The 13,085-nt window shown below is 43.6% G+C and carries 12 protein-coding genes, 1 tRNA gene and 2 pseudogenes; 7 read left to right on the forward strand and 8 right to left on the reverse strand.

The features are described 5' to 3' along the window. Positions 1-45: 45 nt before the first annotated feature. The 5 genes and pseudogenes from QUE74_RS12815 to QUE74_RS12835 form a co-directional block, all read right to left on the reverse strand. A pseudogene (locus tag QUE74_RS12815) lies at positions 46-889 on the reverse strand (IS5 family transposase). Between the two features lie 35 nt (positions 890-924). After that, complete coding sequence (locus QUE74_RS29595; RefSeq protein WP_000633685.1) at positions 925-1,251, reverse strand: hypothetical protein; 327 nt, start codon at positions 1,249-1,251, stop codon at positions 925-927. Positions 1,252-1,409: 158 nt separating this feature from the next. After that, positions 1,410-2,786: a hypothetical protein gene (locus QUE74_RS12825; protein WP_000255419.1), complete on the reverse strand. Its 1,377-nt coding sequence runs from the start codon at positions 2,784-2,786 to the stop codon at positions 1,410-1,412. Positions 2,787-3,072: 286 nt separating this feature from the next. After that, positions 3,073-3,375 carry a hypothetical protein gene (locus tag QUE74_RS12830; protein ID WP_000528690.1) on the reverse strand — a complete coding sequence of 101 codons (303 nt, stop codon included), beginning with the start codon at positions 3,373-3,375 and terminating at the stop codon, positions 3,073-3,075. 77 nt (positions 3,376-3,452) lie between these two features. Beyond that, positions 3,453-3,885 (reverse strand): annotated as a pseudogene (locus tag QUE74_RS12835) (transposase); the annotation flags it as partial. Positions 3,886-4,452: 567 nt separating this feature from the next. Here QUE74_RS12835 and hchA point away from each other — a divergent pair. Further along, positions 4,453-5,304 (forward strand): glyoxalase III HchA, encoded by an 852-nt coding sequence (hchA, locus tag QUE74_RS12840; protein ID WP_000218042.1) that lies wholly within the window; start codon positions 4,453-4,455, stop codon positions 5,302-5,304. A 107-nt stretch (positions 5,305-5,411) separates the two neighbouring features. Here the strand turns inward: hchA and hprS are convergent, their stop codons facing one another. Both hprS and hprR read right to left on the reverse strand, forming a co-directional pair. After that, complete coding sequence (gene hprS, locus QUE74_RS12845) at positions 5,412-6,770, reverse strand: two-component system sensor histidine kinase HprS (RefSeq protein WP_000826806.1); 1,359 nt, start codon at positions 6,768-6,770, stop codon at positions 5,412-5,414. Continuing rightward, positions 6,770-7,441 carry a response regulator transcription factor HprR gene (hprR, locus tag QUE74_RS12850; protein WP_001339045.1) on the reverse strand — a complete coding sequence of 224 codons (672 nt, stop codon included), beginning with the start codon at positions 7,439-7,441 and terminating at the stop codon, positions 6,770-6,772. Before hprR ends, hprS begins: the two co-directional genes overlap by 1 nt. A 132-nt stretch (positions 7,442-7,573) precedes the next feature. Here hprR and hiuH point away from each other — a divergent pair, with 132 nt between their 5' ends. From hiuH to QUE74_RS12875, 5 genes are all read left to right on the forward strand, one after another. Further along, positions 7,574-7,987: a hydroxyisourate hydrolase gene (gene hiuH, locus QUE74_RS12855; RefSeq protein ID WP_000920116.1), complete on the forward strand. Its 414-nt coding sequence runs from the start codon at positions 7,574-7,576 to the stop codon at positions 7,985-7,987. A 102-nt stretch (positions 7,988-8,089) separates the two neighbouring features. After that, positions 8,090-9,094 carry a protein-methionine-sulfoxide reductase catalytic subunit MsrP gene (msrP, locus tag QUE74_RS12860; protein ID WP_000740058.1) on the forward strand — a complete coding sequence of 335 codons (1,005 nt, stop codon included), beginning with the start codon at positions 8,090-8,092 and terminating at the stop codon, positions 9,092-9,094. Continuing rightward, the gene (msrQ, locus tag QUE74_RS12865; RefSeq protein WP_001240067.1) at positions 9,095-9,730 is read left to right on the forward strand and encodes a protein-methionine-sulfoxide reductase heme-binding subunit MsrQ; all 636 of its coding nucleotides are present in this window, start codon (positions 9,095-9,097) and stop codon (positions 9,728-9,730) included. A 256-nt stretch (positions 9,731-9,986) separates the two neighbouring features. After that, the gene (gene zinT, locus QUE74_RS12870) at positions 9,987-10,637 is read left to right on the forward strand and encodes a metal-binding protein ZinT (protein ID WP_001007794.1); all 651 of its coding nucleotides are present in this window, start codon (positions 9,987-9,989) and stop codon (positions 10,635-10,637) included. Between the two features lie 344 nt (positions 10,638-10,981). Beyond that, positions 10,982-11,512: a cytochrome b gene (locus tag QUE74_RS12875; protein WP_001079058.1), complete on the forward strand. Its 531-nt coding sequence runs from the start codon at positions 10,982-10,984 to the stop codon at positions 11,510-11,512. A gap of 583 nt (positions 11,513-12,095) precedes the next feature. Here the strand turns inward: QUE74_RS12875 and QUE74_RS12880 are convergent. Continuing rightward, positions 12,096-12,185: transfer RNA gene (locus QUE74_RS12880), tRNA-Ser, on the reverse strand. Between the two features lie 93 nt (positions 12,186-12,278). Between QUE74_RS12880 and mtfA the strand changes: the two genes are divergently transcribed. After that, positions 12,279-13,076 (forward strand): DgsA anti-repressor MtfA, encoded by a 798-nt coding sequence (mtfA, locus tag QUE74_RS12885; protein WP_001302302.1) that lies wholly within the window; start codon positions 12,279-12,281, stop codon positions 13,074-13,076. Positions 13,077-13,085: the final 9 nt, after the last annotated feature.

Raw genomic sequence — 13,085 nt, forward strand, 5'->3', positions numbered from 1 at the left:
ACGCCTCGGCGTGTTACTGTAAAACATAACACTAGGCTGTGTCCCTTAATTACGCAACCGTTGATAAAAGAGTCGGATGCAGCCCAGTTTCACCATCGCCAGATAATTTCTCGCCGTTTTGTCGTAACGCGTAGCGATGCGGCGGTATTCTTTCAGGCGGCCAAAGCACCGTTCAACGACGTTGCGATTGCGATATGCATCGCGATCAAGCCGTGCTCGTCCATCCGATGCCATTTTTTCATTTGATTTTCGGGGGATGACTGCCTTTATGCCTTTATTTTTCAGCTCGTTGCGCAATGTGAGTCCGGAGTACGCTTTGGCGGCCAGCACAACATGACCACGGCGTTTCATGCAACCGTTCTGACGATGAACGCCAATGCCGTCCAGAAGTCGTTGCGCGAACTGGCTTTCATGAGACTGCCCGGGGCTTAGCACGATATTTAACGGGAGGCCGCTTCCGTCTGTTGCCAGATGGATTTTGGTGCCCAAACCGCCTCGAGAGCGACCCAGCCCATTATCTCCGTCGATATCGGAATTTTTTTTGAGCTCCGGCGGCGCATTTTAGTGCCCGGATATTACTGCCATCCAGCGCTGTGGCAGACCAGTCAACAAAGCCGTTCGCATCAAGTAGTGAAAGCAATCTGTTGAAAATGATGTTAATCACGCCTGACTTTGACTACCTGTTAAAGCGGTTATAAACGGTTTTCCATGGCCCAAATCGTTCGGGTAAATCGCGCCATGGTGCGCCGGAACACAATACCCAGAACATGCCGTTGATGATTTTACGATGCTCTGCACATGGGCGCCCGGCCCGTCGTGTGGCAGGTTCAGGGGGCAACAAGGGCTTGATGATGGTCCATGCTTCATCGGGGAGGTCGTAGCGAGCTATGGTTCAATATGTTGTGGAAACAGACCGTTACTATATTAAATAATAGACTGGCGAATCATGTATATAACCTCATTGTATAAAACTATGCCAGAAATATCTAGCAAATTTATTTCCCCCGGAAATGAGTGGAAATACCTCTGGCTTCTTGTTGAAAATACAGCACCTCCGAAAAATCCTCCTGATATAAAAACAGCAACAGTAATGTTGGCGAGACCTGGAGGATATCTGGCAAGAAAAAATGATTCGCCACCAGGCCCAAAAGCAATATGGTCAGGATTAACACGATTAATGTTGTCAATTAATGACATAGAAATATCCCAGAAAACTTGTGGGTAAGGGTATGTAAGGGCAACGGTGATCATGATTGGATTCTGGCGGATAAAAACGCGCATACCTTAACGATAAGCGCGATGTTGTTCAAGTAGATATGGGGTATGTATTGGCCTAATGATGTTGGGTTTATCGTCAAAACGCTTACCTCTCAGGTAAGCGTTTTGCGCGTATTACTGAAAAAAGCGAATTATTTGTAAGTTGCAATCGTAATATTGCCAGAGAAATTTCTCTTTATATTGCGGATATCATTATCCCTTGACCGATTATCATCTTCAGCGTTGTTAGGGATGATACTTTCGCCTTTAGTGGTATAGATATAATTAGCAATATCAAAGTTGTTATTCTCGCTATTTACGACTGCTCTTAAAACGTAAAGGGTTTGTGTGAATCCGTTTGCTGAGAAATCGGCATGAAAATGGTTATGTCTACCATTCAAAGCAACAAAACTCGGACAATCAATTAATTTATCGCTAACAGCTAGAGCGGCGCTACGCACATCATGTGCAGCGTTATCATTAGCAACATGAAATGCTTGTGAACAAGCATAAAACAAATTTCCAATCCCGGTAGGACTGGATAAACAAGAAATAATTTCTTCTCTTTTTTCTGGCGTTATACGATCCTGCTCTAAAGACTCTCTCACCAGATGACATTCATCAGATTTGAAAATAAATTTTTTGAATATTTCCTCATAAACATCATGAGAAAGAGATCCAGAGCGAGTGAAAGATTCGTTGGCATGAAATTTTTCGCTAAGTAAGTCTCTTATAGTGCTGTTTATTTTTTCACCACAACATAAAACAAATGAACTTCCCTCCAGAACTTGTCTTTCTGCATCTGCAAGGAGTGAGCTAAATTCCGCCTCTCCAAGCGTAAGGTTTTCCATACCTGATTGATGTAAATACTGTTCTGGAATTAAATCTTTTTGTTCCTTTAGAAGCTCGATCATTCGGCATTCGGTTTGCTTATCAGTACAGGAGGACATGTTATAGTTATTTTTAGCAACTTCCAGCTTAAGAGCATTTGCAGCAACTGTTAATTCTGAGAGTTGATGTTTTTCAAATTGATCGTGATCTGATAATAACCTTATAAACTCTTTTACATTTCGACCACTAAAATCCTGTTCCCTACTCTTTTGATCAAAACATGTTTTTTTGTTATTGAGCTCACGATACATATCAGTGACTTTAAATTTATTACTTCCGGTCTGCTCAATTTTTGTATAACTATCCATGCCTGTAACGGCAATCCATGTCTTATAATTCTCATTCTCCGATTCAGGCGTAACATGAAAATAAGGAACCAATTTATCACTAATATCATGCCGATAGATATGAAAAGAATCTAAAATGTATAATAATAAACTGCGAAAAACTTCACGAAAACTGTCATCGTGAGACCTTGCCCTATAATTATCGAGCAGGCCACTTTGTTCCATCGCATTTAACTTAGAAATATTACTCTCGAGGCTTTTTTCGATACTCTCCCTTAGATTCTGATTTTGTAACTGGCTATTATCATTCTCTGTTTTATTTGGATATATATTACTCGTCACACTAACCATAGTAACCTCGCTATTCCTCACGATGAACTATTAATTTATACACAACAATCCGAATTTAACACCATCGCTGAATATCTTAGCCCTAACTGTCAACACCCAAGTTACCAGTGCAGCGACTTAAATTAACGTCCTGGGCTAATAAATTGTGCCTGAGATGATCTCTGGCACAATTACACCTTATATATCTGAACGGAACTATCAAAAATCGCTCATCAGTAATCCCCTGAGCTATTTAGTTGTTTGTTTAATTACCCTTGGCTTCTATGCCGCTGGGTTTAATACCTTGTTACACCCCTGGCACCCACAGGGACGGGCTGTTATACGAAAAACGATCTACTGGGGCATTTTCATATCCATGGCTTGGTGAATCCGGTATTAGTACCAGTCCGTTGTGAGCTGCGTGAATATGCAGCAGTGAATCACTCCCTGTGTCGATATGCAGCGTCGGTACACCCCGGTCGATCTCAAGAATGAGGCCGAAACACGCCGTGCCGGATACATCCACAACTTCACACTGAAGGTTTTGATCTGCTGAAATATTTACCTGATAGGACTGACAGACTTCTTCTGGCTGCTCAACGTTACCCAATTCTCAGTCCTGTAACGTCATGGTCATCGTTCAAGGCTGGTCTGTGAGTATGACATTAGCAGCGCACACACCTGATGGCGGAACTGCTGACGCTTGCTTATCCTTGTACGCCGCTGACACCATGTATACCAGCCGCTGCGGGCCACCCGGAGCACACGGCACATTGCTTTGATGCTGAACTCCGCCTGATGTTTTTCAATAAAGACATACTTCATTTCAGGTGCTTCGCGAAGTATGTCGCGGCCTTTTGGAGGATGGCCAGCTCTTCATCCCGCTCTGCCAGCTGGCGTTTGAGACGTGCAACCCCGGTGGGCATCTCCAGCTCACGTTCATAAGAAGTCTGCTGATGTTGCTGTTTACTGCGCCAGTTGTAGAGCTGTGATTCATACAGGCTGAGTTCACGGGCTGCGGCAGCACACCGATGCGTTCAGCAAGTTTCAGGGCTTCACTGCGAAATTCAGGCGAATGTTGTTTACGTGCTTTTTTGCTGGTTGATACAGATTTTGTCATGTGAGTCACCTCTGACTGAGAGTTTACTCACTTATCCGAGTGTCCACTATTACTGGGTAAGATCATTTCATCTCCATCTACGGCACACGCAATTGCCAAACATATCGATACAGCACCTTACCCTGCCCCTCCTGGCACAATAACATCTACCAGCGACTCTTCCAGCCACCCCAAATGCATTTCTTTATGAATTAATCCGCAACAAAACCGCCTCCCATATAAAAATATTTGCAAAAATAGTGCATAAAAAAAGCCTTTTCTATAGCAGTCCGGGATATAAATATTCAACAGAATAACAATATTCCATAGCACTAAATCTCTCATCGTCGTCCCAGACCTCTAATAATGGTCTAAAATCATTGAAGTCACTTGTGACCACATGACTCAAAAAGGAAAATTTGGCGTGAGAAACATTCAACATCAGTGCAGCATCATCATTACATATTTTCCCTCGTCGCCTACCGCTTTCGATATATTGACTCAATTTTCCAGCCTGGTTAAAAATAGCGACCAGCTCAGTCGCAAATATAGTGACTAACCTAACTAAGCAACAACAAGGAATACACTATGACTGTTCAAAAAAGTAAAGATCCGCAGGTCGATACTGCTGAAGATAATGCATTCTTCCCTTCAGAATATTCGCTTAGCCAATATACCAGTCCTGTCTCTGATCTTGATGGCGTGGACTATCCAAAACCGTATCGCGGTAAACACAAAATTCTGGTGATCGCCGCGGACGAACGTTATTTGCCGACCGACAATGGCAAATTGTTCTCAACCGGTAATCATCCGATTGAAACGTTGCTGCCGTTGTATCATCTCCATGCGGCAGGTTTCGAATTCGAAGTGGCGACCATTTCCGGCCTGATGACCAAGTTTGAATACTGGGCTATGCCACACAAAGATGAAAAGGTAATGCCGTTCTTTGAGCAGCATAAATCGTTGTTCCGCAATCCGAAGAAACTCGCGGATATTGTCGCCAGCCTCAATGCTGACAGCGAATATGCAGCAATCTTTGTTCCTGGTGGTCATGGCGCACTTATTGGTTTACCTGAAAGCCAGGACGTGGCTAACGCTTTGCAGTGGGCAATCAAAAATAACCGTTTTGTTATCTCCCTTTGCCACGGCCCGGCGGCATTTCTGGCGCTTCGCCACGGCGATAACCCACTGAACGGTTATTCCATTTGCGCATTCCCAGACGCCGCAGACAAACAAACGCCAGATATTGGCTATATGCCGGGTCATCTCACCTGGTACTTCGGCGAAGAGCTGAAGAAAATGGGCATGAACATCATTAATGACGACATCACCGGGCGAGTACATAAGGACCGTAAAGTTCTCACCGGCGACAGTCCTTTCGCAGCGAATGCGTTGGGTAAACTGGCAGCACAGGAAATGCTGGCAGCTTACGTGGGTTAATCCCTGTTACATTGTAATGTAAGCGCATAATCAATCGCAGCCACGTGAGTACTCACGGCGTGGCTGCGTTTTTTCACGGTTAACCTGTGGCGTACTGAAGCCATAGGTTAATTTCTTTGCGGTAACGTAATACGGAACACATTATGTTGATTTAAATAGTGATACGTAGCACTTCCCCCATGCAATTCGGCAATTGCTTTGACTAAAGAAAGGCCAAGCCCCTGACCTGCAGAATGACGCGAATTATCTCCCCGCCAAAATCTACGGAAGAGTTTTTCCGGCTCATTAATTTTCGATCCAGGGCTGGCGATATCAATATTAAGAGAGCCGTTGGCATCAAGAAAACTGGTTATATGAATGCACGATTTTTCTGGTGAATATCGAATGGCGTTAACAATAAGATTCGATAACATTCGTTGAAGTAAAATTTCATCCGCAAAGATTTGCTGATTGCACTCGACCTGAAAACGAATCTCTTTCTCTTCTGAAAGGTATTCCAGATAGTCTAACAAATTCCCAATTTCCTTGTTAAGAGAGAGCGAATCCAGTTTCACCAAAACATTGCTTTTATCTGCTCTGGCAAGAAACAGTATATTCTCTGTTAACCGCGAAATATTTTCCAGCTCTTCAATGTTTCCGGCAATTGTTTTTTGATACTCAGCGATACTTCGGGTTTGACTGAGCGTCACCTGATTCTGACCCAGTAATGCATTAATTGGCGTTCTAAGTTCATGAGCGAGATCGTCAGCAAATTGGCTAAGGCGCTCAAAATCTTTTACTAAAGCATGGTGCATTTTATTCAACGCCTGACCAAGAGGTTTTAATTCACTCGGTAGTGCGATAACCTCAACAGGCTCTCGGGTGTCGTTATAATTTAATGCTTCCGTTACCCCACTCAACTTTTTGATCTCTCGTAATCCCGTTCTGATTAACAGCGGACTTAATACTGAGCACAGTATAATGGCGACGATGCAAATTATAATGCTATTAATTTTATACTGTTCAAGCATGTTATGTCTGGCTGAAGCCAATTTAGCCACAGTAACCGTTAATGATGGCGAAATTTCATCAATGTTAATTCGTAAAGCATCTATCTCTGTGTCATTAATAATGCTTCTGTAAATGCCAGCTGCACTGATTGCCTCAGTCGTAGGTATGTTATTTAACATATCATCACTGACATTCGTCCGGTTAACAATTTTATTGATGCCATCACCATGAATGATCAAGATATCCTGACTAACATCCATCATCCGGTTAAAGTACACAGGTAACGTATCTGGATTTACCCCATCAATTAACAACTGCTTGATCTGCGCTGTCCGGTTAATGAGTGTTGTATCATCGCGCCATTTCAACTCACTTGCCAGGCCATTATAGAGAGTCCAGACAATTCCAGCGCCAGTGACAGACAGTAGCAATATAAAAAGCAAGGTTAAACGGACGGTTATAGATAATCTTTTCATTATTTTTTTACCGCTACAAATGAATACCCCATTCCCCGGATTGTAGCGATTAGCTTTTCAGGAAAAGGATCATCAACTTTTGCGCGGAGCCTGCGAATAGCGACATCCACCGTATTAGTATCACTATCGAAATTGATTCCCCAAATTTCACTCGCAATAACCGTTCTGGGTATAATTTCGCCAGCTCTGGAGGCCAGTAGCCAAAGTAACTGAAACTCCTTGCGCGTCAGTGTAATACTGATATTGTCCCTGCTCACACTTTGGCTGACAGAGTCCATTCTTAATCCGCTGATTTCTAATGTTGAATTCAGCGCATGATGTTGCCTTAATTGTGCCCGAACCCTCGCCAGCAACTCAGAAAATGAAAAAGGTTTTACCAGATAATCATTTGCCCCACTGTCCAGCCCTCTGACTCTGTCATCGACAGAATCCCTTGCTGTAAGGCAAATAACGGGGGTTTGCTTTGCCGTTCGTAACGTTTGTAAGATCTGCCAGCCATCCATACCCGGAAGCATAATATCCAGAATGATCAATGCATAATCATCCTTCAGCGCAAGATAAAGCCCATCTCTGCCATCAGAAACCGCATCAATGACATAACCTGCTTCTGAAAGCCCCTGCGTTACCCATTCCTGGGTCCTTTGATTATCTTCAATAAGTAGAATCTTCATGAAAATAATATGCCATAAATCATATGTTATAGAAACAGCCTGGTTCATTACAAAATTGTAATGCTTCTGTAAGGTTATCACAGACGTTTTTTCGCTATCCTCAAAACTCATTCACATGACAAGGATATAAACATGTTAAAGCGTTATTTACTACTCTCGGTTGCAACGGCTGCATTTTCATTACCTTCTTTGGTTTATGCCGCACAACAAAACATTCTTAGCGTGCACATTTTGAACCAGCAAACAGGAAAACCCGCTGCCGACGTGACAGTCACTCTGGAAAAGAAAGCGGATAACGGCTGGTTACAACTTAATACCGCCAAAACAGATAAGGATGGACGAATCAAGGCACTGTGGCCCGAGCAAACTGCAACCACGGGCGATTACCGTGTTGTATTTAAAACTGGAGAATATTTTAAGAAACAAAATCTTGAAAGTTTCTTCCCTGAGATCCCTGTTGAGTTTCAAATTAATAAAGTGAACGAGCATTATCATGTACCTTTGTTACTTAGCCAATATGGGTATTCAACCTATCGTGGCAGTTAATGCGTAAATATGTAAAAGCAGATCTCTGCTACTGTTAGGGAGGAGACTCCCTGACAGATTAACAATCTCTTACTGGTTAACGACAAAACAGTGTGATGGCTTATGAAAAAGAATCAATTTTTAAAAGAATCTGATATTACTGCCGAGTCGGTATTCTTTATGCAGCGTCGGCAGGTGTTAAAAGCACTGGGCATCAGCGCAGCTGCACTTTCTTTGCCTCACGCCGCACATGCTGATCTGCTTAGCTGGTTTAAAGGGAACGATCGTCCGCCCGCCCCCGCAGGGAAACCGCTGGAGTTCAGCAAGCCTGCCGCCTGGCAAAATAACCTACCGCTGACGCCAGAAGATAAAGTTTCCGGCTATAACAACTTCTATGAATTCGGGCTGGATAAAGCCGATCCCGCCGCTAATGCTGGTAGCCTGAAAATCGATCCATGGACACTGAAAATCAGTGGCGAAGTGTCAAAACCATTAACACTCGATCACGATGATTTAACTCGTCGCTTCCCGCTGGAAGAGCGTATATATCGTATGCGCTGCGTGGAAGCGTGGTCGATGGTGGTGCCGTGGATTGGTTTTCCGTTGCATAAATTGCTGGCGCTTGTAGAACCCACAAGCAATGCGAAGTATGTCGCTTTCGAAACGATTTATGCGCCGGAACAGATGCCAGGCCAGCAGGATCGCTTTATTGGCGGCGGGCTTAAATATCCTTATGTCGAGGGATTACGTCTTGACGAAGCAATGCATCCGCTCACACTGATGACCGTAGGTGTTTATGGCAAGGCGTTACCGCCACAAAATGGCGCGCCGGTGCGACTGATTGTGCCGTGGAAATATGGCTTTAAAGGGATTAAATCGATCGTCAGTATTAAGCTGACCCGCGAGCGTCCGCCAACCACCTGGAATCTGGCAGCGCCTGACGAATACGGTTTTTACGCCAACGTTAATCCGCATGTTGATCACCCGCGCTGGTCACAGGCTACCGAACGATTTATTGGTTCAGGCGGCATCCTCGATGTACAGCGCCAGCCAACGCTACTGTTTAATGGTTACGCCGACCAGGTGGCATCGCTGTATCGTGGACTGGATTTGCGGGAGAATTTCTAAATGCGTCTGACAGCAAAACAGGTGACATGGCTAAAACTTTGCCTGCATCTTGCCGGATTGTTGCCGTTGCTCTGGCTTGCCTGGGCGATCAATCACGGTGGACTAGGAGCCGATCCGGTGAAAGATATTCAGCATTTTACCGGACGCACTGCACTGAAATTTTTGCTGGCGACCTTGTTAATTACACCTCTGGCACGTTACGCAAAACAGCCGTTATTGATGCGGACTCGACGCCTGTTAGGCTTATGGTGCTTTGCCTGGGCGACACTGCATTTAACCAGTTACGCATTACTGGAGCTGGGCGTGAATAATCTGGCGTTATTAGGCAAGGAGTTAATCACCCGACCTTATTTAACGTTAGGTATTATTAGTTGGGTAATTTTGCTTGCTTTAGCGTTCACTTCAACCCAGGCGATGCAGCGAAAACTCGGCAAACACTGGCAACAGTTGCATAACTTCGTCTATCTTGTCGCGATCCTGGCTCCAATACATTATCTGTGGTCAGTGAAGATTATTTCACCGCAGCCACTCATCTACGCTGGGCTGGCTGTACTGCTTTTAGCCTTACGGTATAAAAAGCTACTTTCCCTTTTCAACCGATTACGCAAGCAGGTTCACAACAAATCATCTCTATAACTTCATATTGCCGACAAAGTACGCGTTATCCCTGCCGGATGCGGTGTGAGCGCCTTATCCGGCCCACACAGATCGCATCAAGTTATGTTTCGTTTGTCATCAACCTCAAATCATCGACATAATTTATTTCATTTCAATAAGATAGGTAAATACACCTGAGAAAACTATGCTCTTGTTTCCTAAGAGTTATTGCATTTCGTCATATGTTACAATATAACATAACACGTCATGTACAATAACTCTGGAGGAAACTGTTTTGGCGATTCGTCTTAATAAACTGGCTATTGCTTTAGGTGTCTTTATTGTTAGCGCTCCTGCCTTTTCGCATGGTCATCACTCACACGGCAAACCCTTAACAGAGGTCGAACAAAAAGCGGCTAACGGTGTTTTTGATGATGCCAATGTACAAAACCGAACGCTCAGTGACTGGGATGGAGTCTGGCAATCCGTTTATCCCTTACTGCAAAATGGCAAGCTTGACCCCGTCTTTCGAAAGAAAGCGAATGCAGATAAAACCAAAACATTCGCAGAAGTTAAAGATTATTATCAGAAAGGCTACGCGACAGATATCGAAATGATTGGTATTGAGGACGGCATTATTGAATTCCATATAAATAACGAAACTACATCCTGTAAATATGATTACGATGGCTACAAAATACTCACCTATAAATCAGGCAAGAAAGGCGTTCGTTACTTATTCGAATGTAAAGATCCTGAAAGCAAAGCCCCTAAATATATACAATTTAGCGATCATATAATTGCACCACGAAAATCATCTCATTTTCACATTTTTATGGGTAATGATTCACAGCAATCTTTATTGAATGAAATGGAAAACTGGCCAACGTATTATCCCTATCAGTTGAGTAGCGAAGAAGTGGTCGAGGAGATGATGTCTCATTGAGTCTTCCATGAATAGCGTCTCGATGCCGTTTTTATTAAGTTATCATAGCAGCCACAGGTCCATCCACAAACGCCACTGAATGCAAGGTAGCTGCAGACACGCTCATCGCTATGACGTGTCTGCATCTTAATAAGCAAGCCCTCATAGGGTTAATCAATAACGGACTCCATATACAATACTGCCAACAGCGTAAGATAACTGGGCGCAGGCAATTGCTTATATTGACTGTTCACAATTTACCCTTTTCAATTTTTTAAATAACAAATTCTTAAAACCACATCTGTATAAGGTATTTTTAAGGTTCGTGGGATAGCTTGACTGTGAAAATTACAGGAGCTATAAAAATGAATCGATTCTCAAAAACTCAAATTTATTTACACTGGATAACGCTGCTTTTCATTGCAATCACTTATGCCGCAATGGAACTCCGTGGCTGGTTTCCCAAAGGTAGTAATACTTATCTGTTGATGCGTGAAACACATTACAATGCGGGTATCTTCGTTTGGGTGTTAATGTTTTCACGCCTTATAATAAAACACCGTTATAGTGATCCCTCTATTGTGCCACCGCCACCTGCCTGGCAAATGAAAGCGGCTTCGCTAATGCACATCATGCTTTATATAACCTTCCTTGCGCTTCCACTGTTGGGGATTGCTTTAATGGCTTATAGTGGAAAATCGTGGAGTTTCCTTGGTTTCAATGTGCCGCCTTTTGTTACCCCAAACAGTGAAATTAAAGCATTGATAAAAAATATTCACGAAACCTGGGCGAACATAGGTTACTTTTTAATCGCAGCCCACGCTGGCGCAGCGCTCTTTCATCATTACATTCAGAAAGATAATACTCTGTTACGAATGATGCCTCGCCACAAATAAGTCGATCCCCTGACAAGGAAATGTGAACCCTGGACATCAACGCATCATAAATGTTTACGCAAGTGCATACCGCACTCTTTCCACTATCAACAAGGAGGAGCAGAAACTGTGTAAATCGTACAATGGTAAGACTTATCAAAAATACAGGTTAATTTTGGTATTTAAACCTTTTTTACTTGTTAGTATGATACAAAGGCTTTCAAAAAAGCTGGGAAATTCAACAACTCTTGGAAATTATGGACTTTGTCCCGCGGCTTTAATCTGACGGCCGCGTTCCTTTTTTGGCTCAATTATTAACCCTTTTACTCCGTAACTTCAGTTCCCGCCCACTAACGTAACATCGGTTTCATAGGATCAATATCTAAAGCATAAGATGAGAAGAATAATGGTGACCGATAAGAAAACGACTGAATAACAGTAGATTTTCGCTCGAAACCTTCCTGTCTGATCCATAGCGAATCAAGTGCTGAATGTCACAGTATCGAACAGAAAACAGTGACGATCTAACCCTTCAAGAATATTCTACGATTGTTCTGTTTAGGAAAAGCAAGGCGGGAAGTCGGGAGATAAGTCATTGATAAAGTGGCGGAGAGAGGGGGATTTGAACCCCCGGTAGAGTTGCCCCTACTCCGGTTTTCGAGACCGGTCCGTTCAGCCGCTCCGGCATCTCTCCGTTCAGATGGTTGCCATGATGCCAGGAAATTTGGCATTTTAACAGTCCCTGTCCGTGCAATTTTGTTCAAGTGACGAGTTTGCGAGCAAAACGATGATTAAGTGGCCCTGGAAAGTACAAGAATCAGCACATCAAACTGCCCTTCCCTGGCAGGAAGCACTATCGATTCCCCTTTTAACGTGCCTGACAGAACAGGAACAAAGCAAATTAGTCACTCTTGCCGAACGTTTTTTACAGCAAAAACGGCTTGTTCCCTTACAGGGCTTTGAGCTGGATTCATTAAGAAGCTGCCGGATAGCCCTTCTATTTTGCCTGCCCGTTCTGGAGTTAGGGCTAGAATGGCTGGATGGTTTTCATGAAGTCTTAATTTACCCTGCGCCATTTGTAGTCGATGATGAGTGGGAAGACGATATCGGTTTAGTGCATAACCAACGTATTGTTCAGTCAGGTCAGAGCTGGCAGCAAGGGCCAATCGTTTTGAACTGGTTGGATATACAAGATTCGTTTGATGCTTCTGGTTTTAACCTGATTATTCATGAAGTCGCTCATAAGCTGGACACCCGTAACGGCGATCGCGCCAGCGGAGTTCCCTTTATTCCGTTGCGTGAGGTTGCTGGCTGGGAACACGATCTTCATGCCGCAATGAACAACATTCAGGAAGAGATCGAATTAGTCGGTGAGAATGCGGCGAGCATCGATGCTTATGCTGCCAGTGATCCTGCTGAGTGTTTTGCCGTACTTTCTGAATATTTCTTTAGCGCCCCTGAGCTTTTTGCTCCTCGTTTCCCTTCATTGTGGCAACGTTTCTGCCAATTTTATCAACAAGATCCTTTGCAGAGACTGCATCACGCTAATGATACAGACTCGTTTTCGGCGACGAATGTTCATTAATTAACAACT

The organism is Escherichia sp. 10290 (assembly GCF_030295155.1).
Taxonomy (GTDB): Bacteria; Pseudomonadota; Gammaproteobacteria; order Enterobacterales; family Enterobacteriaceae; genus Escherichia; species Escherichia coli_F.